The following is a 24,740-nucleotide window of genomic DNA, read 5'->3' as shown; positions in this document are numbered from 1 at the left end:
GGGGCAGGCCCGTGGCTGGCCGTGGGTACGGCAGCCTCAGGTCTTATTGCGGCGCTTCGGTGACGAAGGCGATGCGGCTCAAACCCGCAGCTTGCACCCAGCCGATCAACTCGGCCACCTGGCCGTAAGGCACCTGTTTGTCAGCACGCAGTTGCACCTCAAGTTCAGCGTTGGCACGGCCCAGCTCGCCGATGCGCTGCTGAAAGCTCTGCGCCGACAGCTTTTCTTCGCCCAGGTAGAGGCCGCCATCCGGTGCCAAAGAGACGGCAATGAATTTGGGTGCATCGGACGGCGTCGCCGCTTCGCTCTTGGGCAAGTCCAGTCGCAGCGAGGAGCTCATCAAGGGTGCGGCGATCATGAAGATCACCAGCAGCACCAACATGACGTCGATCAGCGGCGTCATATTGATCTCGCCCATCGGTTTGGGGCGCTCGGTGCGCTCTAGCCTGCCGAATGCCATGGTTGCTAGTCCGCGATGCGGTCTTGTTCCAACATCTCGCGCAGATCATGCGCAAAGCCTTCCAACTCGGCCTCGCAGTCGCCGACCTGTTTGCCGAAGATGTTGTAGGCCAAGACGGCCGGAATCGCCACTGCCAAACCGGCGGCAGTCATGATCAAGGCCTCGCCAACCGGGCCGGAAATCTTCTCGATCGTGATGTTGCCGCCGGCCGAGATGCTGACCAGCGCGTGGTAGATGCCCCAGACGGTGCCAAACAGGCCCACAAAGGGCGACACGCTGCCGATCGAGGCCAGCAGTACTTGGCCGAAGTGCAAGCGCCCCAGCACCCGGTGCAGTGCGTCGCGCAGCCGGCGGGTCAGACGTGATTCGCGCTTGCCCGCGGCTTCCAGCGTGCCACTGGGGGCGGCTTCGGTGGCAGCGTCCAGCAGCGGCAGCAAAACCGCCTCGGCATCAAATGCTTGTAGCGCCGCCCGGCCGGCAGCAATATCGGCAGCGGCCCAAAACGCCGGCACCGCCTGCGTCATGCCTTGACGGGTGCGGCGCAGCGTCCAGCTCTTCCAAAAAATCACGACCCAGGCGCTGACCGACATCGACAGCAGCAGCAAGGCGACCGCGCGGCCGACGTCGTCACTTTGGCTCCAGAATTCGCTGAATCCCGTCATGTCATTTACCTCGGCAAGCCCAGCACGTCGCTCATGTCGTACAGCCCGGCCGGGTGAGTGGCCAAGAAGCGGGCTGCGCGCAAGCTGCCTTGCGCATAAGTGACGCGGCTGCTGGACTTGTGGCTGATCTCGATGCGCTCGCCCGTGCCGGCAAACAGCACGGTGTGGTCGCCGACGATATCGCCGCCGCGCACGGTGGCAAAACCAATCGTGGACGGGTCGCGCTCGCCGGTGACGCCTTCGCGGCCGTAGACTGCGCATTCCTTCAGGTCGCGGCCCAGCGCAGCGGCGACCACCTCGCCCATTTGAAGCGCGGTGCCGCTCGGCGCATCGACCTTGTGGCGGTGGTGCGCTTCGATGATCTCGATGTCGTAGCCTTCGTTGAGCGAGCGGGCCGCCATGTCAAGCAGGCGCAGCACGACGTTGACGCCAATGCTCATATTGGGCGCCATCATGATGCCGATATGGCGTGCGTGTTCGCCGATCAAGGCCTTCTGAGCTGCGTCAAACCCGGTGGTGCCGATGACTGCCTTGACGCCCAACTCTCGGCAGACCGCCAAATGGGTCAGCGTGCCTTCGGGTCGGGTGAAGTCGATCAACACATCGGCGCCCTTCAGCGCGGCTTGCAGATCGTCCGTCACCAGCACGCCGCTGCTGTGGCCCAAGAAGCCGCTGGCGTCCTGGCCGAGGGTTGGGCTGCCGGGGCGATCCAAGGCGCCGTGCAGTTGGCAATCAGCGCTGTTGACGACCGCTTCGATCAGCATGCGGCCCATGCGGCCCGAGCAGCCCGCGATGGCGATGCGCAAACTCATTTCGCGGCCTCCAGTGGCGGGAAGCTGCGCTGCGCCCCCATCGTTTCTGCGGCAGGCGTGGCCGGTTTGACGGGTACGGGCAGGGCTTTGCGCTCTTCTTCGGTCAGCGCCAATTTGGGCGTGTCGCCGCGCAACTCGCGGGTGTTGATGGCGGTCACGAAGTCGTTCTCGGAAGGCAGGTCCGGCGGCAGGTCGAGTTGCTTCAACACATCGCCGTCAAACCAGGCGACGACCAAGCGCTGCTGGGATTCGATGCCTTGGCGGCGGATCGTGAACACATAGTCCCAGCGGTCTTCATGGAACACATCGGTCAGCAAGGGTGTGCCCAGCAGGTCGCGCACCTGCGCCCGGCTCATGCCTGGCTTGACCTTGGCAACCTGCTCCTTGGTCAGCACATTGCCTTGCACGATGTCCATGCGATAGGGGCGTACCAAGCCGAAAACCTTGTCGCCCGACACCGACGGGAAGCCAGAGCAAGCGGTCAGCAAAGTGGTCAAGGCAGCGGTCAGCGCAAGCAGACCCAGGCGAATTGGCGAGGCGGTTCTTGAATTCGGGTGCATGTGCGATTCTGTCGGGGCTGGGGCTGCTGGATAAAGCCGGAGCTGGCTATGATCGGCCCATTCTAGCGGCAGGCCCACGGTGGGCGACGCCCACCCCATCAAGCATGAACCGGACCGAAGAAATCAAGAACAGCGGGCTGAAGGCCACGTTGCCGCGTATCAAGATTTTGGAAATCTTCCAAAAGACCACGCAGCGCCATATGACCGCGGAGGATGTCTACAAGGCCTTGCTGACCGAGGATGCCGACATCGGTTTGGCCACCGTTTACCGCGTGCTGACGCAGTTTGAGCAAGCCGGCTTGCTGTCACGCAATCATTTCGAGTCCGGCAAATCGGTGTTCGAGCTCAATCAGGGCAATCATCACGACCATTTGGTCTGCCTGACTTGTGGGCGGGTCGAAGAGTTTTTTGATGCCGAAATCGAAGAGCGCCAGCATTCCATTGCACGGGCCCGCGGCTTTGATTTGCAGGAACATTCGCTGGCGCTTTATGCCAGCTGCATCAAGACGGATTGCCCGCACCGCAATAGCTAGGCTGGAAAACGTCCGCAATCTAGTTCCTGCTGACCCTTTTTGCGGGGTACCGCGAAAGGTTTAACTCTCCGGCCCTTTTTTGCGGAGTACCGCGAAAGGGTCAACTCTCGTCGAGTTGACCCTTTTCAATCGCGCGCTGGTGGCGCTCAACGAACTCGCGGTAGGTGTCGATCCCGCGTAACTGCAGCACGGTGTTGCGCACGGCCGCCTCGACCAGTACCGCCAAGTTGCGCCCCGCGTCCACGGCGATGATGACCTTGCGGACGGGCGTGCTCATCACCTCCTCATACAGCGGCTCGTAGGGCAGGCGCTCGAAATCGCGCTCCATGGTTTCCTTGCGTACCAGGTGCACGATCAATTTGAGCCGCATCTTGCGGCGCACCGCGGTTTCACCAAAGATGGCTTTGATGTCCAGCAGGCCGATGCCGCGCACCTCCAGCAGGTTCAACAGCAACTCCGGGCAGCGTCCTTCGATGGCTGTCTGCGAGATGCGGAACAAATCCACGGCGTCGTCGGCAACCAGGCCGTGGCCGCGGGAAATAAGCTCCAGCCCCAATTCGCTTTTGCCCAAGCCTGATTCCCCGGTCAGCAGCACGCCGAGGCCCAAAATGTCCATGAAGACGCCGTGACGGGTCGTGCGGTTGGCAAACAAATGGGCCAGATAGGCGCGCACCACGTCGATTACGTGGCCGGCCGGCTCGGCCGTCACAAACATCGGTATCTCTGCTCGGTCACACATGGCCACCAAGCGGTCCGGCGGCGACTGGTCATCGGCCACGATGAGAACAGGGGGTTCCAGGGTGACGATGCGGGAGATGCGCCGGTCCAACACCTCGCCGATGGCTTCGCTCAAATAGGCCACCTCACGACGACCGACGATCTGCACGCGGTAGGGGTGGATGTAGTTGAGGTAACCGACCAGATCGGCGGCAGAGTGGGCGTCGCGCACGGCGGCTTCGTCGAAGCGGCGTTCGGGGTGCGCGTGACCAGCAATCCACTCCCAACGCAGCGACTCCCGATGTTCTTCAAAGAGGCGGTCGGCGCTGATGGAGGTGGGCTTCACTGAATGTGGATTCTCGGTCTTGGTTTGATCAGGCGACCGACTTGAGTGGCTGCCACGCAGCAATCAGGCCGTGCAGGGTGGCCGCGTCGGTCTCGGATTTGAGGCGCTCGCGCAAATCGCGATCCGACAGCATTTCGGCGATTTCCGACAGTATCTCCAGGTGCCGCTGGGTTGCGGCCTCGGGCACCAATAGGAAAATCAACAGGCCAACGGGCTCATCGTCCGGCGCGTCGAAGCCAATCGCTTGTTGAATCCGCAGAACCGCCGCGAGAGGGTTTTTCAGACCTTTGATGCGGCCATGGGGAATAGCGACGCCGTGACCGAGGCCTGTAGAGCCCAAGCGTTCGCGAGCAAACAGATTGTCGGCAACCAAGGCGCGCGAGATCGCATGGTGGTTTTCGAACAATAGCCCGGCCTGCTCGAAAACTCGTTTCTTGCTTGAGGCGTCCACATTCACCAGCACATTGCTGGTCGGGAGGATGGCGGCGAGACGGTTCATGGTGTCAAAGCGTCGATTCAGGCTTGCGACCTTGGGCGAAGCGCTCCTTCAATATCTAAGCGCTGAATTATAGAAAGCAAGGGAGATCATGGGGGCTTGATGCGCGTGTAGGGGTGAACATTTGCACATATCGCTGCTGCACAGCAACAAATTTTTGTAAATAGAGAAAGCTAACAGGGTTGTTTGCTTTCGGAATACAAAAAGGCGACCCGCAGGTCGCCTTGCTTGAGAGCTCAGGCCGGCTCAGCCTGACCCTCGCTTATCGAATCAAGAATCCAAGCCCTGGCTGGGTGTTTCCAGGCGTTTGGCGGATGCGTGATGATGATTTTGCAGCCTGTCCTTGTGTCGGCAGACTTGCCGGTCCAACTTGTCCATCAATTGATCAATGGCGGCATAGAGATCTTCGGCAGCATGTTCAACGAAGATGTCGCGTCCCTTCACGTGCACGGTGACTTCGGCCTTTTGCCGGCGTTCCTTTTCCTTTTGCTTCTCCACGGTGAGCAAGACGTTGATGTCAACGACTTGGTCAAAATGGCGGGTCACTCGGTCGAGCTTTGTAAGTACATACTCACGCAGAGACGGTGTTACTTCCAAATGGTGGCCACTGATTGTCAGGTTCATAAAGCCTCCTTTCACAAGGGGAAATCGAGAAGACAAAAAACAAAACACAAAGAACGAGTTGATTTATTGCTGGGTCGCTGGATTCGGCTTTGGGAGTGGATCGGTGAATTCAGTTTGCACCGGAAGAGCTTTCGTGACAAGTCCTTTACGAGTTTTGGAGTGCTCATAGTCCGTTCTACTTTGTCGCTGACAGATGAGCCGGATTGTGTTGGGCGCAGTTTTTGCGGGTCAATTGCTTGATTTACAGGCAGTTTGAGTCACGGAGTCGCGCCTGCTCGGTGATAATTGCGGCATTACAGCTACGGAGCCTTTTCTTGGACAGCGATCACCCTAGGTGACCGTCCACACCATCGCCTATCGGCCCAGATTGATGCAATCAGCCGATTGTCCGGAGTGAGACGGTCCCACCCCCCATCCACTCCCGGACGGCGAGCCCGTCCAGACTCAATGCGGCGCAATGGCGCTGGAGATCTGCATGCTGAATGTTTTCACGCTCGACAACGGCCGCCTGAAGGGCGGTCTATTCCAAGAAGAAATTGAATCCGCCGAGGATTTGGCGCAATCGCGCCCGGTATGGGTTGATCTGGAGCTGCCCAGCGCCGAGGAAAAAGGCTGGATCAAGGATCGCTTCGGCCTGATCATCCCGGAAGACATCGTTGACGAAGACTTGGAAGAGTCGGCGCGTTTTTACGAAGAAGACAACGGCGAGTTGCACATCCGGTCCGACTTTTTGATCGATGACGATGCCAATACGCGCAATGTGCGCGTCGCCTTCATCCTGCACAACAACGTGCTGTTTTCGATCCATAACGAAGACTTGCCGGTGTTTCGCCTCTTGCGCCTGCGCGCAAGGCGCATCCCCGCCTTGATCGAAGACGCCAAGGATGTGCTGCTGAAGCTGTATGACGCCGACGCCGAATATTCGGCCGACATCCTGGAAGGCATTTACGACAAGCTGGAGACCGTCAGCGCGCGCGTGTTGAAGAAGGACGTCAATGATGCCGAGGCCGGCGAGGTGCTGTCGGCGATTGCGCGCGAGGAAGACTTGAACGGGCGCATCCGCCGTAACGTGATGGATACGCGGCGCGCCTTGAGTTTCATGATGCGCAGCCGCATGCTCAATGCCGAGCAGTTCGAGGAATCTAGGCAGATTCTGCGCGACATTGACTCGCTCGACTCGCACACCGCCTTCTTGTTCGACAAGATCAACTTCTTGATGGACGCGACCGTCGGTTTCATCAATATCAACCAGAACAAGATCATCAAGATCTTCTCGGTGGCCAGCGTCGCGCTGCTGCCGCCAACGCTGATTGCCAGCATCTACGGCATGAATTTCAAGTTCATGCCCGAACTGGACTATGCCTGGGGCTATCCCTTTGCGCTGGGTTTGATGGCGGCCTCGGTCGCGGCCCCCTTCATTTACTTCCGCCGCAAGGGGTGGTTGCGCTGATTCTGCAGCCGCCGGTGATCAGACCTTTAGTCGGCGTTTGATCAAGCGCAGCACACTGCCCAGCAGCGGCAGCTTCTCGTAGAACTCTTCGGCCGCGTCCCAATAGTCGCGGTGGTAGGCGATGCGACCGTCGGCGGCAAAGCGCAGGTGGCTGCTGCCGTGAATATGGCGCTGCTGCGTTTGGCCCTTGAGCCTGAAACTGAAGTCCCAGGTCAGAAAGCATTGCTGGTTTTGAACCAGGCAGTCGAGCACCTCGAATCGCGGCGCGTCCAAGGCTTCAAACATATGGGCAAAGATGCGCTGCACACCGATCAGGTCGCGGACTTCGTTGAAGGGGTCTTTGAAGAAGGCCTGCTCGGTGTAGTGCCGGCCCATCCACTGCACATCGTCCGCGCTGAGTTGTTCAAAAAAGCGGATCGCGGCCGCGGCGCGCGGATCCGGGGGAGCTTCGGCGTGAGGGTTCATGGTTGAATGAATTTTCTGATCACTGCAAAGTAAGCCCCATGACCCAACAGGCGCAGGGCCTTGAGCCATAAGGTGAATCTTTTGGGGAAGTGGATCTCGAATTTGCCCTGGCCCCAACCCTTGATGATGGCGGCGGCCGCGACTTCTGCGCTGATTAGGGCGGGCATCTTGAAGTCGTTCTGCGCGGTCAACGGGGTTTCGACAAAGCCCGGGTGTATGACCGACACACCGATGCCTTCCGAGGATAAATCCAGGTAAAGCGCCTCGGCCAAATGGCTCAGCGCCGCTTTCGAGGGGCCATATGCCAGTGACTTGGGCAGTCCACGGAAGCCCGCCACACTGGAGATGAGGCTGATATGTCCGCCGCAGCCTTGATGGGCTTGCAAAAGCAGTTGCGGCAGCAGGGCGTCGAGCAGATTGAGAGCGCCGACATAGTTGACTTCGATATGCCGCTTGGCCTCGACCAGCGAGAAACGTTGCGCGCTCATCGCCTGGTAATAGCCGGCGCAATAGACCGTCAGATCGATACGGCCGTGGCTACGCACCACCGACTTGGCCGCAGCCTTCAGCGCCTGCTCATCCAAGACATCAAGGGGCAGGCTCAGGCTGCCGGGATGATTTGCCGCGAACTGGTGCAGCAGATCGGCCTGGCGGGCCGACACGATCACGCGCGCGCCGGCCTGATGCAGGCTGTTCGCCAAGGCTTGACCGATACCGCTGGAGGCGCCGACCAGCCAGACGATGCGACCCTGCCAATGGGTGATTTTAGGGTTCAGCGACATCGCAAGCTCAGAGCTTCTGGAAGGACAGCGTCACTTGGCCCAGCTCGAAGCCGAACTTGCTCATGCGCGCCTTGTTGAGCATCACCTTGTCGTCGATCAGGTACATCCAATCGTCAAAATCGACCTCGTAGACCTTGCCGTCCACCGGCAATTTGAGCGTGTAACTCCAGCGCAGGGCGTTGCCAGCGGCCACGCCGGTGGCCGTGCCGACCACATCGCCGGCTGTGCCGCTGTAGCGCCCGTCGCCCAGGTCCTTGATGGTCCAGACGCGTCGCTCCTTGGCGCCGTCGCTGTATTCGAAGTCTTCTTCCAGCACGCCGGTATCGCCTTCCCAGCTTCCCTTGAGCTTGACGGTGAAGCGCCGCTTCACATGGCCGCTGCGGTCGGTGAACATACCGTGGGCCAGCAAGGGACCGTTCAAATAATTGCGCAGTTCCAGCTTGGGCGTTTCCTGCGCGTAATCGGCCGGGTTGGGCGGAGCGGCGCAGGCGCTCAACAAGAGCGCCAAAGCGCCGAATTTGAGAGCCCAGAAAAATTTGAACAGCAGCTTCACATCAACTCCTCGGCGCCTTTGGGGCGTATCCAGAACAAGTACAGCAGGCCGGCGGCCAGCAGTTTCAATACACAGGGCAACAGGCAATAGGCGAGCGTGAGTGCGCGCAAAGCATCTGCGTCGCGCCGGCCGGGCGCGTAGTCCAGCGCCTGCAGCAGCGGCAGGCTCAAGCCGGCAGCCAAGGCCAGGTTGAGCTTGGTGGCCGCATTCCACCAGCCAAAGAAAGCGCCCTCGGCCCGCCCGCCATAGCCCGCCGCGTGCACCACGCGGGCCAGCATGGCGCCAGGAATGGCCAGGTCGGCGCCGACAGCGAAGCCGCTGGCCACGCAGATCAAGGCAAAGGCCATGCTATCGCCGGCACCCAGGGTGGCGGCCCAGGCAAAAGCCGCCACGGCCAATAGCATGGCCAAGCCCCAGCTGCGCGCTTGGCCTATGCGGGCTACCATGCGCAGCCACATCGGCAAAGACAGCGCCGCCGCAATGAAGTACAGGCCCAGAAAGGCGCTTTCCCATTGCGGCGTCTGCAAGCGGTCTCGGACGAAAAACAGCAAGAGGCTGGCCGGTATCGCGGCCGCGATGCCGTTGAGCAAAAACACCGCCAGCAGCCGCTTGAACGCTGCCGACTCCCAGACTGGAACGGCTGCAACACTGGCTTCAAGCCGTAAAGCCGGCGCACGCGGGGCCAGGCGCAGCAACAACAGGCCCAGCAGCAGGGCCGCGCCCAGGGCTGCAGCCGTTGCCGGCAGGCCGATCAAGCCCGGCAGCAAGCTGGCGCTGATCACGCCCGCGAGCGCAAAGCCCTCACGCCAGGCGACCAGCCGCGTTTGCTGGCCGGCCGAGCCGCCCAAGCGCGCGCCCCAGGCTTGGTGCATCACGCTCAGCAAGCTATAGCCAAGATAAGTGAGCATCAGAAAAGTGCCGCACCAAAGCAGCAAGGCGGTCTGCCCACGCCAGGGCGGAAAGAACAGGCCAAAAAAGCCCAGCAACAAGAGCGCTGCGGCGCCCGCCATCAAGGGCAGGACGCGGCTCGCGTGCTGAATCAGCCAGCGGTCACACAAGCGCCCGATCCAGGGGTCGATCAAGGCGTCGGCCAAGCGCGCGCCCAGCAGCAGCGCGCCCAGCAGGGCCAGCGGCATGCCGAACTCCTGGGCGTAATGGGCGGGCAGGGTGATGTAGAGCGGCAAGGCCACAAAGGCCAGCGCGAAGCCAAGTGCGCCATAGCGCGCGCCGGCCGCCGGGCTCAGCGTCGGGTCAAGCGCCAGCTTAGGCGCCACCGGCTGCGCTACCCAGTAACTGCTTGCGCAGCTTGGGCTCGGAGGTTTGCGGGGCCAGCCAGATGCCCATGAACAGGCGGCTGAAGACCGGGTCTTTGATGCTGCGCTGCAGGCGGCCGTTGACGAAGAAATTGATGCCAGCGCCGGGTTCGTTGAGGCCGCTGATGCGGTCGCCCGCTTTGACGTCGGGGAATGCAGCCTCCATCTCGGCCAACCAGCGCTGGGCTTGTTCGCTGCCGATCTCGGACTGGCGGCGCATCTCGGTCAGTGAGCGTTTGGCGATCTCGGTACCGCTCAAGCTGCGGGCGTATTCCAGCTCCAGGGCCAAAACCTGCTGCGGCCAGTTTTGCGCGTCGACCGCGTCCTTGGCCCACAGCCGGATGTCGTAAATCAGCAGGCCGAAGAAGCGCATCTGCGCCTGCGCCAGCTGGCGCAAGTTCGCCAGCTCCGGAGGCGCCGCCGACGCCGCTTCGCCGGGGCCCGCCAGACTTAACTGGGGTGTCAGTAAAGTCGACGTTATGGCAGCGGCCCCGAGTTGGCATACGCGGCGGCGTTGCACGGCTAGTCCCTCACCAAAGTGAACTGCATCACATCGGTATTGCCGGCCGCAAAAGCGGCTTCGCAATAGGCCAGGTAGAACTCCCACAGGCGCAGGAAGCGGGTATCAAATCCCTGCTCGCGCACGGCACCTTCATGGCGTAAAAAGGCGTCACGCCAAAGCTGCAAGGTGCGCGCGTAGTCTTGCCCAAAGGCGAGTTCATTGACGACCCGCAGGCCGGCTTTAGCAGCATGGGCGCGGAACTTGCTCGGGCTGGGCAACATGCCGCCGGGGAAGATGTATTGCTGGATGAAGTCGCTTGAGCGGCTGTAGCGATCAAACAAGTCATCGCGAATGGTGATGGTCTGGATGCAGGCGCGCCCGCCAGACTTGAGCTTGGCGTGCACGGTCTTGAAATAGCCATCCCAGTATTCCTGACCGACGGCTTCGAACATCTCAATCGAAATCACCGCATCGAAAGCCGGGTCGGCGATGTCGCGGTAGTCCTGCAAGCGCAGGTCGGCTTTGGCGCTCAGCCCCGCTTCCTCCATGCGACGCTGGGCCCAGGCCAGTTGCTCGCTGGACAGGGTGACGCCGGTCAGCACTGCGCCAAAGTCGCGCGTGGCGGTCTCGGCCACCGCACCCCAGCCACAGCCGATTTCCAGCACCCGGTCGCCCGCTTGGACGCCGCATTCGCGCAGGGCGCGCTGCATCTTGGCCGTTTGCGCTTCGCTCAAGGATTGCTGGGCACCGGCCTCGAACCAGGCGCTGGAGTAGTTCATGCTCGGGTCCAGCCAGAGCTTGTAGAAATCATTGCCGATGTCGTAATGGGCATGGATGTTCTTGCGGCTGCCGGCGCGGCTATTGCGCTTGAACAGGTGCCGAACCCGGTGCAGGGCCGCACCCCACCAGGAACCGAAGATCGCCTGGTCCAGGCTGGCCCGGTTGCGGATGAACAGCTCCAGCAAGGCGCGCAGATCGGGCGTGTTCCAGTGGCCGGCCACATAGCTTTCAGCGAAGCCGATATCGCCCGAGCGCAGGCTGGCTGAGCAAACGGCCCAGTCGAGAATGCGAAAAGCCGCGCGCGGGCCATGGGCGTCACCAAAGTGGGCGGTCGCGCCGTCCGGCATTTGCACATCCAGGCTGCCGTGGCGCAGATGCGTGAGCAGGCCGAACACGGTGCGGGCGGCCGCGGGCGCGTCGTCGGGCAGGGCGAGGCGGTGTTTGAGGGTGGTGGAGTTCATACGGGGTATGGGCTCGTCAGCGAGTCAACAGGGATTCGGGAGGGAGAGGTTTCGAGAAGAAAGGCACGCGCTTGATCCATAGCCGCAAGGCCTGCCAATGGATGCGTGCCAGCACCAGCAAGCTCAGCGCCGGCACGGCGAAGAATGCCGCGCGAGCGCTGGCTTCGCTCAAGGGCTGCAGCTGGCCGCTGACGCTGGTCTGCAAGAGCAACTCGCCGTTGTCGTCTTCATGGTCCACGCGGGCAATGGTGCGCAGCCCGCCGGGGCCGCTGCTGTGCATGAAGCGAAAGCGATAACGGCCGGCAACCCGGCAAAACGGCGAGACATGGAAGACCTTGCTCGCTTGCATCTCGCGCCCGAGGGCCAACTCGGGGCCTTGCAGCAAATAGCAGTGACGCTCGCCGAAAGTGTTGTTGACCTCGACGACGATGGCCGCCAACTCGCCGTTGGCGCGCTGGCAGTACCAAAAACTGACCGGCTTGAAGGTGTGGCCGAGCACGCGCGGGTAACAGTGCAGCCACACCTCGCCGTCGGCGTCATGCACGCCTTCACGCTGCAGCAGGGCATCCAGCCAGGCCAGGCAATCGGGGCCGCCGTCGCCGTGATCGGCATCGGCAAAGCTCAACCAGCGCAGCGCCGCGAAGCGGGCATTGCGGTGCAGCGCCGGGCAGGGCGAACGCCGCAGCGCACGCAGCGGCAGCATCAAAAAATAGCTGCGGTAGCTGAAACCATGCTGGGCCGGCTGCAAACGCCGATGGCGTACCTGGCCGCGCCCAATCAGTGCTTGCTCGGGCCAGGCGGCGCTGCCGCTGGGCTGGCCTACGGCGGGTTTCATGCGGTGCTCGCCGGGCCGGCGGGCTGTTGGGGCGCCTGCTGAGTCCAGCGCTCCAGCAATTGCTTGGCCACGCTCAGGCCGGAGAGCAGACCGTCTTCGTGAAAGCCGTAGCGTGTCCAGGCGCCGCAATACCAGACATGGCCCTCGCCCTGAATCAAGGGGAGGCGCGCTTGCGCGGCAACGGCCGGGCGATCAAAGACCGGGTGGGCGTAATCAAATTCGGCCAGGACCTGAGCCGGCGCCGGCTCGCGCACGGGGTTGAGCGACACCATCACCGCCTGCTTCCAAGGCAGCGGCTGCAGGCGGTTCAGCCAGTAATGCAGGCATACCGCACGCTGCTCGCTGCCGCTTTGTTGGCCGCCATGCTCATAGTTCCAGGCCGCCCAGGCGCGCTGACGGCTTGGCATCAGCTGCGCGTCGGTATGCAGGACCGCGCGGTTGCGGTGGTAGGGAATGGCGCCCAGCACTTGCTGCTCGGCCTTGCTCGGCTCGGCCAGCATTCGCAGCGCCTGGTCGCTATGGCCGGCCATTACCACCTCGTCGAAGACTTCGACACCGCGAGCGCTGTGGATCTCCACCCCGCCTTGCGCCAGCCGCCGCACCTGCTGCACCGGGCAGGACAGGCGGGCATCGGCGATCCGGCTCAGCAGCTTTTCCACATAGTGCTTGGCACCGCCGCGCACGGTGTACCACTGCGGCCGGTTAGCGACCTGCAACAAGCCGTGGTTATGGCAAAAGCGTATCAAGGTCGAGATCGGAAACTCCAGCATTTGCTGGGTCGGGCAAGACCAGATGCAGGCGACCATGGGCAGCAAATACCAATTCCTGAAGGCTTGGCTGAAGCCATGCTGTTGCAGGAAGTCGCCGATGGGCTGGGCCAGTGCGGCTTCGCGACCTTGCTCGGCCAACTCGGTGCACAGGCGGTTAAAGCGCAGCAGGTCGGTCAACATGCCCCAAAAGGCCGGCCGCAGCAGGTTGGCGCGCTGAGCAAACACGCCGTTCAGATTGCTGCCGCTCCACTCCAATTGCTGATCCGGCACTTGTACCGAGAACGACATCTCGCTGGCGGCGACGTCAACGCCCAATTGCTTGAACAGCTCGATCAGCAGCGGATAAGTGCGCTCGTTGAAGACCAGGAAGCCGGTGTCAACGCCGTGGCGCTGGCCTTCCAGTTCGATATCGACGGTATGTGTGTGGCCGCCGAAATAGTCATTGGCCTCAAAGAGGCTGACGGTCGCCTGCGTACTCAGGGCCCAGGCCGCCGATAAGCCGGCAATGCCAGAGCCGATCACGGCGACACGACGTTTTGAGCTACTTCCGGGTGCTTGGACAGGCTGCGTGCACAGCTGGCTCAAAAAAGGCAGCAAGCCTTGCGCATGGCCGGCGCCGGTGGGCAGGGTTTCGCGTAAAGCATTCGCCCCGGACTTGGGCAACGAAAAGGGGCTTGCGCTAGCGGCGCAAGCCCCTGGAATAAAAGTAGTCGCAAAGCGCCTCGCAGCCAACGAGGGAGGGAGGGAGGAGGAGGAAAACGGCTGCGAGATTTCTGCTCCACTGAGGGAGTGACTTTGCGACTGTAAGTGTGTCAATCCTATCGAAATTTCGATAGGATTGCGTAAATTTTCTTGCGTTTGCAATTGTTTACAAAGCGCATTGAACGAATTCGTCATTAACAAATTGAACCGCGCAGGCAAGGCATTAGGGCTTGCCAAGCCTGGCAGTCCGCTGCTTAGTGCTTGCTTTGTGATTGCGAACGCTGCCATGGTTGGTCAGATGAAACTCAGGGTTTGGCCAACAAGCGTTCGACCTCGTCGGTAACGCTTTTGCTCAAGGGGTCGGTGGTGGACCAAAAGCTCACGACCTGCTGGCCGTCGCGCGAAATCAGATACTTGTGAAAGTTCCACTTGGGCGCGCTGCCGCTGATCTTGATCAGGTCGGTAAAGAGCGGGTTGGTGTCGGGCTTACCGCTCTTCACGACCGATTTTGCAAACATCGGGAACTTCACATTGAAGGTGTTTTCGCAAAACTCGGCGATTTCCTTGTTGCTGCCGGGCTCCTGGCTGCCGAAGTCGTTGGACGGGAAACCCAGCACCACCAAGCCTCGGTCGGCATAGCGTGCGGCCAAGGTCTCGAGCGCCTTGTACTGCGGCGTGAAGCCGCAGAAGCTGGCCGTGTTGACCACCATCACCACTTTGCCCGCATATTGACAAAGCGCCTGCGGTTTTTCGTCTTGCAGGCGGGGCATTTCACGCTGCAGCAGGGCCGGGCAGACCGCGCTCACCGCTGGAGATGCGGGTGCGGCAAGGCAATTGCCGGCCGCTGCGCAAGCCAGCAAACCAGCGAGGGTGAGGCTGCTGATAGAGATGGGCCTGGAGATCATTTTCATCGTTTGTCCTAGTCAAATCTTCGACATGCAACTATATTAGGGCAGTATTTAGAAAATGTCCATCGTTTGTCTAGGACAAAGTTGAGGTAAGGGGCTTGCTATGTGGAATCTGAGTGAAATGTCCAGCGACGCTAAGCGTCAAGGGACGGTGGTGCAAGCGGTGGCGGCGTGAGCATTAGAAAATCGATTGGAAAGCCGGCTGCTGCGGCCTCAAAGATGGCTATGGCGCTGCCGGCAGCGTTGCCGGTGGAAATGCGGATGCCCGGGGCCAGCGAAGCAACGAACCTGGACCTGACGAGTCTGTTGGGCATCGCCGCCGTCGAGCGCGATACCGGCCTGAGCAAGGACACCTTGCGCGTTTGGGAGCGGCGTTATGGTTTCCCGCTGCCGCAGCGGGACGGTGCGGGCGACCGTGTTTACCCGCCCGATCAGGTGCAGCGCTTGCGGCTGCTCAAGCGCTTGCTGGACGGCGGTCACAGACCCGGCCATGTGGTGCCTGCGTCCCTGCAAGCCCTAGAAGCCTTGCTGCAGGATAAGGAGGCGGGCCGTGCCGCGCTGTCCCAACGGGCGCAGCGCAAGGTGGCCAGCGCGTCCGCCGTGATGGCTCAGGCTGATCAAAGCGCCGAGAACCAGTTTTGCCTGCAACTGTTGCGCAGCCACAGGGTGGACGAGTTGCGCCTACACCTGGCACAAGCTTTGATGCGCCAAGGCTTGAGTAACTTTGTGCAGCATTGGGTTGCGCCCATGACCCGCTTGGTGGGTGAGCAATGGATGCGGGGCGAGTTGGAGGTGTTTGAGGAGCACATCTACACCGAATGCGTGCAGCAACTCTTGCGGCAGGCGGTGCAGAGTGTGCCCGCGCCTGGCAACAGTGGCCGGCCCCGGGTGCTGTTGACCACGCTGCCGGGTGAGCCGCATGGCTTGGGCCTGTTGATGGCGGAGGCGTTGATGGTACTTGATGCTTGCCAGTGCCTGTCCCTGGGGGTGCAAACCCCGGTGGATCAATTGCCGCTTGCCGCCGGCGCACATGGCAGCGATATCGTTGCTCTGAGTTTCAGCGGTCTGATGTCGGCCAGCATGGTGCGGCGCGGTCTGGCCGATCTGCGCGCCGCTTTGCCGTCGTCGATCGAGCTCTGGGCGGGCGGCAGCGCTTTGCTGCTGAAGCACCCGCTCAAATTGAAAGGCATCCAAATCATCACCGAATTGGCGGCCCTGCCGGCGGCCGTGGCGCGCTGGCGGGCGGCGCAAGCACAGCTCTGACCTGGCGCTTTAATGCGCGCGGCGACGGTACAGAATCACCAGCCCGAAGCCGAGGGCTGCCACCACCAAGCCGCCGATGAAATGCAGCGAAGCGGTTTGAGCCAAGGCAGCGCCTGCATCGGTGATGGCCCAAGTCGCGAAATGGCTGATGAACTGCGGCATCGCCTCTGGCAGGACCGAGCCGCTGCGCATCTGGTTGTCGGCATCCATCATGGCGCGGCTGGCGCCGTCGAATTGGGCGTGCAGCAAGTCCCAAACCACCGGATTGCCATACAGCTTGTCCAGCACATTGCCGCCGATCACGACCGCAGCGATGATGACAGGCGTGCCCCAGCGCTTCAGCCACGCCGATGCTGCCATCAAGATCATGAACATCGGCGAGAGCCACAAGGTGAACAAAACCGTGCCAAGAGCCAGCCTGGCCAGCCCGGCAGCGCCGGCCACCAGCAAGGCCCACCAAGACACATCCATCAGCGCGCCCACGCCCATCGTCCTGATCACGGCGGCTATCGACAGCAGCACGCCCATCGCCGCACCGATGCCTAGCGCCAGCAGGAACACGAACACGGTGTGCATCAAAACGGTGGCCAGAATGCTCTCGCTGTGGCTGCCCGGTAGCGACATCCAGAACTCGATGCTGCGATCTTGGGTGTCTCGACGCGCCAGCCCCGAGAGCTGGAATGAGGTGACCAAGAAGGTGATGCCGAAGACGACGAGCGTCGACATTGATATCACCGCTGCGGCCAGCAATGTCGGCGGCGGCAGATGCTCATTCAGTTGGATATGCCCAAAGGGCATTGCCACCAGCAGGATCAATGGCAGGCTCAACATCACGAGCAACCAGCCCAGATGGTGCTGCATCCACTCGCGCTGCAGCAAGGTCATAAATCTTGTCGAAAACATATCTTTCTCTCCTTGAAGCTCAAGCGGATTGGCGGGATTGCAGTTCTGGCTTGCGTGTCAGAGCCATGAACAGGTCAACCAGGCTGGGCCTGAAACGCTGGCCCAGTTCCGCCACGTGGGCCGGTGGCGCGCCATCAAACAGTGCAGCGGCGCGGCCTTGCTGGCGGTAGCGCAGCAGCGGATGGGCGTCGGCCACGGCGTCGGCGGCGGCAGCGTCATGCGACAGCGCTACAAAGCGCGAGTCCATTTCTTCCAGGCTGATATTCAAGACCAGCCGGCCTTCGTCCAACATCATCACGTCGCTGAGCAAGGTCTCGATCTCCTCGACCTGGTGGGTCGAAATCAGCACCGTGCGCTCGCCGTCGCACCATTCGTCGATGAGCATCTCGTAAAAGCTCTTGCGCGACATCACGTCCAAGCCCAGCGTCGGCTCGTCCAGAATCATCAGCTTGGTATCAATGGCGGCGATCAGGGCCAGGTGCAGCTGTGTCACCATGCCCTTGGACAGGCTCTTGACCTTGTCGCGCGGGCCAACACTGGTGCGCTGCAAAAGCACGCGGGCGCGTTCGGCAGAAAAACGCGGCTGCAGCCCGCTCATCAAGGTGATCAGCTCGTCTACTCTGGCCCAGCGCGGCAGCACCGCCACGTCGGGGATATAGGACATCGATTGCAGCAACTCGTTGCGCTGATTGCGAGGGTCCAGACCCAGCACCTTCAGCGCGCCGGCGCCGGGAATCAAGCCGACCATCGCCTTCATCAGCGAGGTCTTGCCGGCGCCGTTGTGACCCAGCAAACCGATCACGCGGCCCTTGGGGATGGTAAAGCTGATGTTGTCAACGGCGATCTTGGCCTTGCTGCCCAGGCCATAGCGAATGCTGAAATCGCGTGCTTCGATCAAGTGGCTCATTTCGTCTCCCAGTTCAAGTCGGATGCGCTCAGGCCCAGGCGCTGCAGTTTTTCGCGCAATAGCGGCCATTCGGTTTGTAAAAATTGTTCGCGCTCGCTTTGCCGCAAGCTCGCTCTGGCGCCGCTGCGTACAAACATGCCCAGCCCGCGGCGGCTCTCGACCAGGCCGTTGTCGACCAGGCTTTGCAGCGCGCGGCTGACCGTCAGCGGGTTGATCAAGTATTGGCTTGCCAGCTTGCGCACCGATGGCATGGCGTCGCCTTCGGGCGGTTGTCCGTCCAGCAACTGCACGGCCAAGCGGTCGGCCAGTTGCTGGTAGATGGGGGCGGTGTCGTTCCAGTTGTGCATATCAACGGAGCCTGAGGCCTGTGTGTTGCTGATGTAGCACACCATAACAAGCCACCGCTTGCGCCCCAAGCCGGGAGCGACAGTCTGCAGAAATTGGGTGATGAACCGGAGCCCATGACGCTCAGCAGCTTGCGGCATGGCGCAATGAGCTGGCCTCGATTGGAGCCACGCAGTTGCAGCAGCAATTGCTGGCAGATGACCTGTTGGCGAACACGCGCAGTCTGGTAACCCAGGCCGAGGCCACTTCTCAACGGACGCTGGCCGAGGCCGGCGCAGTGCTGCAAGCCGCTGGTGAAGCGCCACGCGCTGCCGTCGAGGTCGTCGTCGCACTGCGAGAACAGCTCGCCCAAAGCCAGGCCCAGGACCGTGCGGCTCTGCTTGAGCGGGCCGAGCTGATGGGGACGGTATCGACCCTGCTCGCCTCGCTGCAGCAAGCCGCTGGCGAGCAGCGCGTCGCGATTGATTCGCTGGTGGATAGATCTGCATTGCAGATCGAGGCCTTGGGCCAGCGATTCACATCGCTTGCAGAAGCCTCCGGTCACGCCCTTGCCGATGCGGCCACCAATTTGGCGGCAAGCGCCGCCGACGTCGCCAGCGTGGGCGAAGGCTTCGGCGCGGCGATTGAGCAATTCCAGGGGGCCAATGCCCAACTCGTGCAGCATCTGGCTGCGCTGGAGGAGCGCCTGTCCGCGTCGATCACGCGAAGCGATGACCAACTGGCTTACTACGTGGCCCAGGCGCGCGAAGTCATCGACCTCTGCCTGGGCTCGCAGAAGCAAATCCTGGATGCGCTGCAAGGCGCCGCGTCAAATGGGTGACCAGCTGCAGATTGAGCACGAAGGCACTGCCGCTCCCGCTTGGGCAGCTTTTGGCGACTTGATGGCCGGCGTGCTGGGTGCGTTTGTGTGGGTACTTGCCGCGGCCCTGGTGGGGCAGCTGGATCTCGCCACCCAATTGCAAGCCGAAGTGCAGCAGCGCATGGCCGAGCAGAGTCGCCGGGAAGCCTTGGAGCGCGCCTTGGCCGGCCCGCTTGCGGACGGACGCATCACGCTGGTGGAAGGACGAATCGGCATCAACAGCGCGGTGCTCTTTGCGACGGGCTCGGACCAACTGCTCGCCGAGGGCCGTACGCTGCTCGGTGCCTTGGCAACGCCGCTGCGCACCTACCTCGCGCAACGCGATGAGATCTTGATGGTCAGCGGCTTCACCGATGACCGGGGCGTCGTGGCGGGCATGCAGTTTGGTGACAACTGGGATCTGTCTGCCAGGCGGGCGCTGAACGTGACGCGGGCCTTGTTGGCGGACGGTCTGCCACCCGACGCGGTGTTTTCTGCTGCATTCGGCGCGCAGCAGCCGGTAGCACCCAACGACACCGCAGCGGGACGTGCGCTCAATCGTCGGGTAGAAATCGCACCAACACCGCGGCCACGGCGAGCGGTTGCAGCTTCTGCAGCGTCCGCACCGTGAGCAGCATTGATGATCCTGTCAATTGGGTCGCTGCGCAGCGTGCTGACCCGGTGCGTCGGCGCATGCTGCACGCACTCGCCCTGCGTGCGGCAGCTCAGCCTGCGGGCGCTCTGCGAGACAAACTGATTGCGAGACTGAGGGAGCGCGCGTCGCAAGAGCCCGTGGCGGAGCAGAAGCAGGACTATCCGGCCCTAGTCAATCCGCTGGGCGAATTGCTCGCCTTGCTGCAGCTTGATGCGAGCCAAGAGTTGCGCCAGGTGCGCCTCCACGAAAGCACTTGGCGGCAGCTGCGCGTGGCACGAAACATTGCCGAGCTCCATGCGCCGGTCACCGGGCATCTGGGGCCACTCAATGGTCAGGCGCTGGCGACGCGCATGCTCCAGCAAATTCAGGGTCTGGCTCCAGCCTATTTACACAGGCTGCTCACGCAGATGGATGCGATCGCCGCCTTGGAGCAGGTGCAGGCTGCCGGTGAGGCACCAGCGCGAACAAGCAAGAAGAAGGCAACCGAGCGGCGTCGGTGACAGCGTCATTCGCCCGCCGCAGGCTCGTTGTTCTCTGTGAGCCGCTCAGGCTCCGTGGTGCGGAGGATTTCGTTCAGCACTGACGTGGCGTAATTCCCGGCGGGCAAAGAGAAGGTGAGCACCAGTTGATCGGCTTGCGGCCATTCCCATGACATGTCCACCGGCCTGGCCACCAGGGCGCGGCGCTGCTGATCCAGACCGGCGTGTTCCATGCCGTCGCACAAGGTGGCGTGGCGCTCAGCCACGCCCATTTCCAGGGCATGCGCCTCATCTGTAGTGCTCACCCGGCCCCGTCCCCAGAGTGGTCCTGTGGGCTGGCTCGCATCAGTCATCGCGTCGCCGGGCAGAGTCTTGCCCCAGAGTCCCTGCTGAATGCGCAGCCCCAGCACCTCATTGAAGACAAAGGAGCGCACCGCCGACAGGTAGATGCCCTTTTTCTTCGGGTGGCGTACGCGGATTTCGCGCGCCAGCATGGCGCGGCCCTGTTCCACGTTGCCCCCGTCATGGCCGAAACGCTGAGCGCCGAAGTAGTTGGGCACGCCCTGTGAGGCAGCGGCCTGCAGATTGGCCTCGACGGCATCGCGATTGCCGGCTAGCTCACGCAGCACGATGCGGAATCGGTTGCCCTGCAGATCACCGGGGCGCAGCTTTTTTACATGGCGGCTCTGACTCAGCACCTTGAATTCCGGGTGCTGAAGCTGGGTCAGATCGGGCGTCTCGCCTTTGCCTTTGCCCTTAGGGAAATAGATGCTGAACCACTGACGGGTGATGGCGTAGCGGTCCTTCAGGCCGGCATAGCCCACGTCCCATTCCTGCACGCCAGCGGCCAAGGCCAGTTGCTGGGCGACGAAGGCGGTGTTAGCGCCGTTCTTCTCGATGACCAGCCAGATGTGTTCGCCCGCACCGGAGGGCAGTTGCAGCGGCAGTTCGGTCACGATGAAATCCTCGTTGAGGCTTTTCAGGGTGGCGCTGGCGCCGCTGGCCGGATAAGCGTTGGGCCACTGCGGCAAGGTCGTGTAATGGGAAGCGTTGGTCATGAGCGGTCTGATGGCAGCAAGTGTAGAGAGGGTCGGGCTGTCTCGCCGACCAGTGGCAGGACGCTGGCAGCTGGAAACTATTGAACCTTACTTGAAAAACTAGGCGCCAAGCGCGTGGGCCGACATCGTGGCCCGTTTGCTAAACGAACACCAAGTCGGCGGCGCGGCCAGCTTGGCCAGGCTGCTCCACACCGGGCGGGTGTTCGGCTTCGAGTCTGGCGGCGGCGCGATCGGCGCAGGCGGCCGACGTCTTCGTGCCCCATCACGCACGGCGCATCAACGGGCTGAATCTGCGCATGTGATCCGCGCAGTGCCGAGTGCGGCTTGTTGGTGCTCAAACAAGAGCGCCTGCATCGAGGCAGGCGCGAGTCATGCAGTCAATCGTGCAGGGGCAGCGAGTTGCCGCCCCTGCTACACATCAACTCTTGCCAAAAGTTGCTTTGGCGCTGGCCACACAGTTGCTCTTGGCGTCGCCCGACATGGAATCGCATTTTTCGATGCTGACTTTGTAGTCGGCGTCGCGCTTGGTCTGCACATCGTCCTTGACGGCGCTGTTGATCTTCTTGCTCAGCTTCACGTCGGCCAGGGCCTTGGCTTCGATCGCCTTGGCTTCCTTGACGCAGACGTCCTTGTCGTTGCCGGACTTGTCATCGCATTTTTCCTTGGCGACGGCATAGGCCGATTCCGCCTTGGCGGTGATGACCTTGTTGCTGTCGCTGGTGCTGCCGGTATGGGCGAACTCAGCTTCGGCCAAGGCGACCTTTTCATGCGCTTTGGCTTCCTCGTGGCAGACGTCCTTGGCATTGCCGCTCATGGCGGCGCAAGCGGCTTTCTCGGCCTTGTAGTCGGCGTCGATGCGGGTCTTGCTGGCCTTGTAATCCGCGTTGCTGCTCAGGGCGGCTTGAGCGACAGGCAGGCAAAACAGGGCGGCCAATACGAGGGTGGCCTTGAGCTTGAATTGAGTGTTCATGAAGTTCCTTGGTGGTTGAAAAACTAAAACATCAGCGCTCTTCAAGCGAGCGCCTAGGCGTCTGGCTTGTGCAAACAGTCCAGCGCCTGCAGGCCCAGTTCGGCCTGCATCTGCGCTGCGGCAAACCAGCTCACCGCGGCCAATCCGCATGAAGCCACAAACGCCAGCGCGGTCAGCGACAACAGAATGAAATTCATGGGCAGCCTCTTGAGAAGGGGTTAGCGTGCTGGCAGTGTCAGCCTGTGCGGCACAGTGGCAAAGCGGACTACATCGCTTATCAAGGTAGTCCTCGTCCTACGTTTGCCGTTTGGGTGTTTGGGCATATCAGGTGCGCGGCTCGCCCTGCCGGTTGACGGTGACCGTCTTGCCGGGTTGCGACCTCATCTGAACATGGTGATCCTGGCCGCGGAACTGGTAGCCCACATCCCAATAGTCAGGTCGGCCACTGGCGGCATCTGTGCTGCAGCGTTGCACGTTTTGCGTGTGAGTGGACTGGGAGTCGCCGCCCATACGCGAGCCCAGCACGGCGCCACCCACGGCACCGCCGGCAGTGGCCAAATCGCGCCCTCTGCCGCCGCCCACTTGGTGGCCCAAGACACCGCCGAGCACGGCGCCGACGATTGCACCGGGCACATTGGCGCTGCTGTTCTGCTGCACTTGCTGCTGCTCGGTCCAGCAGCGCTGCTGAGCTTGGCCCATGACGGCGCGCACCGAGGTGACTTCGGCCTCATACAGGCGCTCGTTGTTGCGGCGCCGCGAGTCGTAGACCGACACCGGCGCCGGCCCATAACGCTCTTCCTCGTATTGCTGCTTGGCAGGCACCGAGCGAGCTGAAGAGATGCGGTCGTTCAGGCCCATGGCCGAAAAACTCAGGTAGTTGCCCCGACGCAGAATGACGCAGCGGCCGCCGAAGTTTTGTTGATCGCAAACCTCCCAACGCTCGCTGCTGACGACGGCCGAGGAGGCCATGTCATTGAAACCATAACGTTGCAGATTGTTGACCTTGTTCTGCGTCTTGAACGAGCGGCCGCTGTAGTTGTCATGCTCGTAAAAGGTGATTTGTGCGCCCGCTTGGGTCGCCAGAACCAGGCCTGCTGCGGCGGCCAGAAGTTTCAGTTTCGAACTCATCGATATCTCCAGAAGTGAGCTTTTTGTCCGTCTTGAACCTTGGTCTAATGCAAAATTTAAGCGGCATCGTCAGTGTCTGGAGATAGCTCTTCGGCGTGAAGCGGACTGGGGCTCGGGCGGATGTAGTTGCCGTCCTACAACTCTGCACAGGGCTGCATGTAGGCCTTATCCTACATGCAGCCGCGCCGCAGCGGACTGCGGTGCGGGCGCTTTTGCTGGCACACTCGGGGTGTCCAAGAATGACTCCAGGTCAGCGGGGTTTGATAGAACCCCGCCGAGCGTTGCCCACCACAAATGATTGCTGAACGCTCGGCCCCTGATCCCTCCGAACTCGCACGCGCTATGGCCAAGCTCAAGACTTACATCGTCGAAGACAGCCCGGTCATCCGCGAGAACTTGATTGCGACTTTGGAAGAGCTCGGTCCGATCGAAGTCGTTGGCACGGCCGAGGATGAAAGCTCCGCCGTGCAATGGATGAGCCACAACGCGCACAGCTTTGATCTGGCGATCGTCGATATTTTCTTGAAGCAGGGTTCAGGCATAGGCGTGCTGCGCGCCTTGGCCGCCATGCCCGGTCGCCGCACCATGGTGGTCTTGAGTAACTACGCCACCACCGAAATGCGCCGCAAATGCCTGGAGTTAGGGGCGGCGCGGGTTTTCGACAAGTCCCATGAAATCGATGATCTGCTGGACTATTGCTGCCGCTTGGCGGCCGGCGATACCGGTGCCGGTGGGCTGGGCTGAGATGCTCAGCGTCGATTCGCAGCGCGGCGGGCGCGCTCACAGCGGCCCGCTCAAGTCACTGAATCAAACCGTTTTTCAAGGCGTAATAGGTCAGGTCGCTGTTGGAGGCCAGATTCATTTTTTCCATCACGCGCGTTCGATACGTGCTGACCGTCTTGACACTGAGCGACATGCTGTCCGCCATATGGCCAATCGTCTCGCCCTTGGCCAGGCGCAAAAACACCTGCAGCTCGCGCTCGGACAAACTCTCATGCACGGGCCGGTCGCCGCCGCTGCTGAGCCCATTGGCCAGTTGTTCGGCCACGCCGGCGCTGATGTATTTGCGCCCACGCACCACGGTGCGGATGGCGCGCACGATTTCCTCGGGGTCACAGTCCTTGTTCAAGTAACCGCTGGCGCCTTGGCGCAACAAAGTGGTGGCGTAATGCGTCTCGGGAAAGCCGCTCAGGATCAAGACCGGCAGGTCGGGCGCTCGCGCCTTGATGGCGGCGAGGGCATCGACGCCGCTTTGGTCGGGCATGGAGATATCGAGCAAGATCACGTCGACCTCCCCCTTGCGCACGATTTCCATCGCCTCGCGGCCGGTGGCGGCCTCGGCCACGACCTGGAAGTCGATCTGGTCGCCGAAAAACTGGCGCAGGCCGGCTCGCACGATGGCATGGTCATCAACAATAGCAATTCGAATCATGTGTGTGACGGGGCTCCTGTGGGCCATGATC

31 protein-coding genes are annotated in these 24,740 nt (G+C 61.9%); 7 read left to right on the top strand and 24 right to left on the bottom strand.

Annotation, left to right across the window (positions count from 1 at the left end):
• Positions 1 to 43: 43 nt before the first annotated feature.
• Genes LNV08_RS16815 through LNV08_RS16800 form a run of 4 tightly spaced genes read right to left on the bottom strand, consistent with a single transcriptional unit; the run spans position 44 to position 2,494 of the window.
• The gene (locus LNV08_RS16815; protein WP_263534887.1) at positions 44 to 460 is read right to left on the bottom strand and encodes an ExbD/TolR family protein; all 417 of its coding nucleotides are present in this window, start codon (positions 458 to 460) and stop codon (positions 44 to 46) included.
• A 5-nt stretch (positions 461 to 465) separates the two neighbouring features.
• Entirely contained in the window at positions 466 to 1,122 is a 657-nt protein-coding gene (locus tag LNV08_RS16810; RefSeq protein WP_263534886.1) for a MotA/TolQ/ExbB proton channel family protein, read from the bottom strand.
• A 5-nt stretch (positions 1,123 to 1,127) separates the two neighbouring features.
• On the bottom strand, positions 1,128 to 1,934 hold the full coding sequence (gene dapB / locus LNV08_RS16805; protein WP_263534885.1) for a 4-hydroxy-tetrahydrodipicolinate reductase: 807 nt from the start codon (positions 1,932 to 1,934) through the stop codon (positions 1,128 to 1,130).
• A complete protein-coding gene (locus LNV08_RS16800) occupies positions 1,931 to 2,494 on the bottom strand; it encodes an outer membrane protein assembly factor BamE (protein WP_263534884.1) in 564 nt (187 codons plus the stop codon). The genes dapB and LNV08_RS16800 overlap by 4 nt, the downstream gene beginning before the upstream one ends.
• Positions 2,495 to 2,598: 104 nt before the next feature.
• Here LNV08_RS16800 and fur point away from each other — a divergent pair, with 104 nt between their 5' ends.
• The gene (gene fur, locus LNV08_RS16795) at positions 2,599 to 3,027 is read left to right on the top strand and encodes a ferric iron uptake transcriptional regulator (protein ID WP_263534883.1); all 429 of its coding nucleotides are present in this window, start codon (positions 2,599 to 2,601) and stop codon (positions 3,025 to 3,027) included.
• Between the two features lie 100 nt (positions 3,028 to 3,127).
• Here the strand turns inward: fur and hprK are convergent, their stop codons facing one another.
• The 3 genes from hprK to hpf all read right to left on the bottom strand — a co-directional run bounded on the left by hprK (position 3,128) and on the right by hpf (position 5,210).
• Positions 3,128 to 4,090, bottom strand: coding sequence for an HPr(Ser) kinase/phosphatase (hprK, locus tag LNV08_RS16790; protein WP_263534882.1), 963 nt, complete (start codon positions 4,088 to 4,090; stop codon positions 3,128 to 3,130).
• Between the two features lie 28 nt (positions 4,091 to 4,118).
• Positions 4,119 to 4,589: a PTS sugar transporter subunit IIA gene (locus LNV08_RS16785; protein WP_263534881.1), complete on the bottom strand. Its 471-nt coding sequence runs from the start codon at positions 4,587 to 4,589 to the stop codon at positions 4,119 to 4,121.
• Positions 4,590 to 4,856: 267 nt separating this feature from the next.
• Positions 4,857 to 5,210, bottom strand: a complete 354-nt coding sequence (gene hpf / locus LNV08_RS16780) for a ribosome hibernation-promoting factor, HPF/YfiA family (RefSeq protein ID WP_263534880.1) — start codon at positions 5,208 to 5,210, stop codon at positions 4,857 to 4,859.
• A 475-nt stretch (positions 5,211 to 5,685) separates the two neighbouring features.
• Between hpf and corA the strand changes: the two genes are divergently transcribed.
• Positions 5,686 to 6,660: a magnesium/cobalt transporter CorA gene (gene corA / locus LNV08_RS16775; RefSeq protein ID WP_263534879.1), complete on the top strand. Its 975-nt coding sequence runs from the start codon at positions 5,686 to 5,688 to the stop codon at positions 6,658 to 6,660.
• Between the two features lie 18 nt (positions 6,661 to 6,678).
• Here corA and LNV08_RS16770 read toward each other — a convergent pair whose 3' ends face one another.
• The 9 genes from LNV08_RS16770 to LNV08_RS16730 form a co-directional block, all read right to left on the bottom strand.
• On the bottom strand, positions 6,679 to 7,125 hold the full coding sequence (locus LNV08_RS16770; RefSeq protein ID WP_263534878.1) for a nuclear transport factor 2 family protein: 447 nt from the start codon (positions 7,123 to 7,125) through the stop codon (positions 6,679 to 6,681).
• Positions 7,122 to 7,907, bottom strand: coding sequence for an SDR family NAD(P)-dependent oxidoreductase (locus LNV08_RS16765; RefSeq protein WP_263534877.1), 786 nt, complete (start codon positions 7,905 to 7,907; stop codon positions 7,122 to 7,124). Before LNV08_RS16765 ends, LNV08_RS16770 begins: the two co-directional genes overlap by 4 nt.
• Positions 7,908 to 7,914: 7 nt before the next feature.
• The gene (locus LNV08_RS16760; RefSeq protein ID WP_263534876.1) at positions 7,915 to 8,460 is read right to left on the bottom strand and encodes a DUF3833 domain-containing protein; all 546 of its coding nucleotides are present in this window, start codon (positions 8,458 to 8,460) and stop codon (positions 7,915 to 7,917) included.
• Positions 8,457 to 9,734 (bottom strand): MFS transporter, encoded by a 1,278-nt coding sequence (locus LNV08_RS16755; protein WP_263534875.1) that lies wholly within the window; start codon positions 9,732 to 9,734, stop codon positions 8,457 to 8,459. Before LNV08_RS16755 ends, LNV08_RS16760 begins: the two co-directional genes overlap by 4 nt.
• On the bottom strand, positions 9,724 to 10,293 hold the full coding sequence (locus LNV08_RS16750) for a chalcone isomerase family protein (RefSeq protein WP_263534874.1): 570 nt from the start codon (positions 10,291 to 10,293) through the stop codon (positions 9,724 to 9,726). Before LNV08_RS16750 ends, LNV08_RS16755 begins: the two co-directional genes overlap by 11 nt.
• A 2-nt stretch (positions 10,294 to 10,295) precedes the next feature.
• A complete protein-coding gene (locus tag LNV08_RS16745; RefSeq protein ID WP_263534873.1) occupies positions 10,296 to 11,516 on the bottom strand; it encodes a class I SAM-dependent methyltransferase in 1,221 nt (406 codons plus the stop codon).
• Between the two features lie 16 nt (positions 11,517 to 11,532).
• Positions 11,533 to 12,351, bottom strand: coding sequence for a DUF1365 domain-containing protein (locus tag LNV08_RS16740; RefSeq protein ID WP_263534872.1), 819 nt, complete (start codon positions 12,349 to 12,351; stop codon positions 11,533 to 11,535).
• Positions 12,348 to 13,697, bottom strand: coding sequence for an NAD(P)/FAD-dependent oxidoreductase (locus tag LNV08_RS16735; protein ID WP_263535063.1), 1,350 nt, complete (start codon positions 13,695 to 13,697; stop codon positions 12,348 to 12,350). Before LNV08_RS16735 ends, LNV08_RS16740 begins: the two co-directional genes overlap by 4 nt.
• A gap of 431 nt (positions 13,698 to 14,128) precedes the next feature.
• A complete protein-coding gene (locus LNV08_RS16730) occupies positions 14,129 to 14,734 on the bottom strand; it encodes a glutathione peroxidase (protein ID WP_263534871.1) in 606 nt (201 codons plus the stop codon).
• A 258-nt stretch (positions 14,735 to 14,992) separates the two neighbouring features.
• Between LNV08_RS16730 and LNV08_RS16725 the strand changes: the two genes are divergently transcribed.
• Entirely contained in the window at positions 14,993 to 15,994 is a 1,002-nt protein-coding gene (locus LNV08_RS16725) for a MerR family transcriptional regulator (protein WP_263534870.1), read from the top strand.
• A 9-nt stretch (positions 15,995 to 16,003) separates the two neighbouring features.
• Here the strand turns inward: LNV08_RS16725 and LNV08_RS16720 are convergent, their stop codons facing one another.
• The 3 genes from LNV08_RS16720 to LNV08_RS16710 are packed head-to-tail and all read right to left on the bottom strand — an operon-like array spanning position 16,004 to position 18,151.
• On the bottom strand, positions 16,004 to 16,897 hold the full coding sequence (locus LNV08_RS16720; RefSeq protein WP_263534869.1) for a hypothetical protein: 894 nt from the start codon (positions 16,895 to 16,897) through the stop codon (positions 16,004 to 16,006).
• 19 nt (positions 16,898 to 16,916) lie between these two features.
• Entirely contained in the window at positions 16,917 to 17,804 is an 888-nt protein-coding gene (locus tag LNV08_RS16715) for an ABC transporter ATP-binding protein (RefSeq protein ID WP_263534868.1), read from the bottom strand.
• Positions 17,801 to 18,151, bottom strand: coding sequence for a GntR family transcriptional regulator (locus LNV08_RS16710; RefSeq protein WP_263534867.1), 351 nt, complete (start codon positions 18,149 to 18,151; stop codon positions 17,801 to 17,803). The genes LNV08_RS16715 and LNV08_RS16710 overlap by 4 nt, the downstream gene beginning before the upstream one ends.
• Before the next feature lie 173 nt (positions 18,152 to 18,324).
• On the opposite strand from LNV08_RS16710, the gene LNV08_RS16705 reads away from it, so the two are divergent.
• Genes LNV08_RS16705 through LNV08_RS16695 form a run of 3 tightly spaced genes read left to right on the top strand, consistent with a single transcriptional unit; the run spans position 18,325 to position 20,142 of the window.
• Positions 18,325 to 18,969 (top strand): hypothetical protein, encoded by a 645-nt coding sequence (locus LNV08_RS16705; RefSeq protein ID WP_263534866.1) that lies wholly within the window; start codon positions 18,325 to 18,327, stop codon positions 18,967 to 18,969.
• Positions 18,962 to 19,618, top strand: a complete 657-nt coding sequence (locus LNV08_RS16700; RefSeq protein WP_263534865.1) for an OmpA family protein — start codon at positions 18,962 to 18,964, stop codon at positions 19,616 to 19,618. The genes LNV08_RS16705 and LNV08_RS16700 overlap by 8 nt, the downstream gene beginning before the upstream one ends.
• Complete coding sequence (locus LNV08_RS16695; protein WP_263534864.1) at positions 19,615 to 20,142, top strand: DUF2894 domain-containing protein; 528 nt, start codon at positions 19,615 to 19,617, stop codon at positions 20,140 to 20,142. Before LNV08_RS16700 ends, LNV08_RS16695 begins: the two co-directional genes overlap by 4 nt.
• A gap of 5 nt (positions 20,143 to 20,147) precedes the next feature.
• Here LNV08_RS16695 and truD read toward each other — a convergent pair whose 3' ends face one another.
• From truD to LNV08_RS23085, 4 genes are all read right to left on the bottom strand, one after another.
• Positions 20,148 to 21,179 (bottom strand): tRNA pseudouridine(13) synthase TruD, encoded by a 1,032-nt coding sequence (gene truD, locus LNV08_RS16690; RefSeq protein ID WP_263534863.1) that lies wholly within the window; start codon positions 21,177 to 21,179, stop codon positions 20,148 to 20,150.
• A gap of 418 nt (positions 21,180 to 21,597) precedes the next feature.
• Positions 21,598 to 22,149: a hypothetical protein gene (locus LNV08_RS16685; RefSeq protein ID WP_263534862.1), complete on the bottom strand. Its 552-nt coding sequence runs from the start codon at positions 22,147 to 22,149 to the stop codon at positions 21,598 to 21,600.
• Positions 22,150 to 22,202: 53 nt separating this feature from the next.
• Entirely contained in the window at positions 22,203 to 22,346 is a 144-nt protein-coding gene (locus tag LNV08_RS16680) for a hypothetical protein (protein WP_263534861.1), read from the bottom strand.
• 127 nt (positions 22,347 to 22,473) lie between these two features.
• Positions 22,474 to 23,277 carry a beta/gamma crystallin-related protein gene (locus LNV08_RS23085; RefSeq protein ID WP_318014132.1) on the bottom strand — a complete coding sequence of 268 codons (804 nt, stop codon included), beginning with the start codon at positions 23,275 to 23,277 and terminating at the stop codon, positions 22,474 to 22,476.
• Positions 23,278 to 23,619: 342 nt separating this feature from the next.
• Between LNV08_RS23085 and LNV08_RS16665 the strand changes: the two genes are divergently transcribed.
• Positions 23,620 to 24,021 (top strand): response regulator transcription factor, encoded by a 402-nt coding sequence (locus tag LNV08_RS16665; protein WP_263534860.1) that lies wholly within the window; start codon positions 23,620 to 23,622, stop codon positions 24,019 to 24,021.
• A 55-nt stretch (positions 24,022 to 24,076) separates the two neighbouring features.
• On the opposite strand, the gene LNV08_RS16660 is transcribed toward LNV08_RS16665, so the two are convergent.
• On the bottom strand, positions 24,077 to 24,709 hold the full coding sequence (locus tag LNV08_RS16660; protein WP_263534859.1) for a response regulator: 633 nt from the start codon (positions 24,707 to 24,709) through the stop codon (positions 24,077 to 24,079).
• Positions 24,710 to 24,740 lie beyond the last annotated feature (31 nt).

Origin of the sequence: Paucibacter sp. TC2R-5 (assembly GCF_025717605.1) — a bacterium.
GTDB classification, from domain to species: domain Bacteria; phylum Pseudomonadota; class Gammaproteobacteria; order Burkholderiales; family Burkholderiaceae_C; genus Paucibacter_A; species Paucibacter_A albus.
Note: the sequence above shows the minus strand (reverse complement) of the source record. Positions and strands in the feature narration are given on the sequence as shown.

Bases quoted from the DNA above. Each gene is read 5' to 3' on its own strand.
- LNV08_RS16815 (WP_263534887.1), bottom strand. From the start codon at position 460: ATGGCATTCGGCAGGCTAGAGCGCACCGAGCGCCCCAAACCGATGGGC.
- LNV08_RS16810 (WP_263534886.1), bottom strand. From the start codon at position 1,122: ATGACGGGATTCAGCGAATTCTGGAGCCAAAGTGACGACGTCGGCCGC.
- dapB (WP_263534885.1), bottom strand. From the start codon at position 1,934: ATGAGTTTGCGCATCGCCATCGCGGGCTGCTCGGGCCGCATGGGCCGC.
- LNV08_RS16800 (WP_263534884.1), bottom strand. From the start codon at position 2,494: ATGCACCCGAATTCAAGAACCGCCTCGCCAATTCGCCTGGGTCTGCTT.
- fur (WP_263534883.1), top strand. From the start codon at position 2,599: ATGAACCGGACCGAAGAAATCAAGAACAGCGGGCTGAAGGCCACGTTG.
- LNV08_RS16785 (WP_263534881.1), bottom strand. From the start codon at position 4,589: ATGAACCGTCTCGCCGCCATCCTCCCGACCAGCAATGTGCTGGTGAAT.
- hpf (WP_263534880.1), bottom strand. From the start codon at position 5,210: ATGAACCTGACAATCAGTGGCCACCATTTGGAAGTAACACCGTCTCTG.
- corA (WP_263534879.1), top strand. From the start codon at position 5,686: ATGCTGAATGTTTTCACGCTCGACAACGGCCGCCTGAAGGGCGGTCTA.
- LNV08_RS16770 (WP_263534878.1), bottom strand. From the start codon at position 7,125: ATGAACCCTCACGCCGAAGCTCCCCCGGATCCGCGCGCCGCGGCCGCG.
- LNV08_RS16765 (WP_263534877.1), bottom strand. From the start codon at position 7,907: ATGTCGCTGAACCCTAAAATCACCCATTGGCAGGGTCGCATCGTCTGG.
- LNV08_RS16745 (WP_263534873.1), bottom strand. From the start codon at position 11,516: ATGAACTCCACCACCCTCAAACACCGCCTCGCCCTGCCCGACGACGCG.
- LNV08_RS16740 (WP_263534872.1), bottom strand. From the start codon at position 12,351: ATGAAACCCGCCGTAGGCCAGCCCAGCGGCAGCGCCGCCTGGCCCGAG.
- LNV08_RS16730 (WP_263534871.1), bottom strand. From the start codon at position 14,734: ATGAAAATGATCTCCAGGCCCATCTCTATCAGCAGCCTCACCCTCGCT.
- LNV08_RS16725 (WP_263534870.1), top strand. From the start codon at position 14,993: ATGCCCGGGGCCAGCGAAGCAACGAACCTGGACCTGACGAGTCTGTTG.
- LNV08_RS16720 (WP_263534869.1), bottom strand. From the start codon at position 16,897: ATGTTTTCGACAAGATTTATGACCTTGCTGCAGCGCGAGTGGATGCAG.
- LNV08_RS16715 (WP_263534868.1), bottom strand. From the start codon at position 17,804: ATGAGCCACTTGATCGAAGCACGCGATTTCAGCATTCGCTATGGCCTG.
- LNV08_RS16710 (WP_263534867.1), bottom strand. From the start codon at position 18,151: ATGCACAACTGGAACGACACCGCCCCCATCTACCAGCAACTGGCCGAC.
- LNV08_RS16700 (WP_263534865.1), top strand. From the start codon at position 18,962: ATGGGTGACCAGCTGCAGATTGAGCACGAAGGCACTGCCGCTCCCGCT.
- truD (WP_263534863.1), bottom strand. From the start codon at position 21,179: ATGACCAACGCTTCCCATTACACGACCTTGCCGCAGTGGCCCAACGCT.
- LNV08_RS16685 (WP_263534862.1), bottom strand. From the start codon at position 22,149: ATGAACACTCAATTCAAGCTCAAGGCCACCCTCGTATTGGCCGCCCTG.
- LNV08_RS16680 (WP_263534861.1), bottom strand. From the start codon at position 22,346: ATGAATTTCATTCTGTTGTCGCTGACCGCGCTGGCGTTTGTGGCTTCA.
- LNV08_RS23085 (WP_318014132.1), bottom strand. From the start codon at position 23,277: ATGAGTTCGAAACTGAAACTTCTGGCCGCCGCAGCAGGCCTGGTTCTG.
- LNV08_RS16665 (WP_263534860.1), top strand. From the start codon at position 23,620: ATGGCCAAGCTCAAGACTTACATCGTCGAAGACAGCCCGGTCATCCGC.
- LNV08_RS16660 (WP_263534859.1), bottom strand. From the start codon at position 24,709: ATGATTCGAATTGCTATTGTTGATGACCATGCCATCGTGCGAGCCGGC.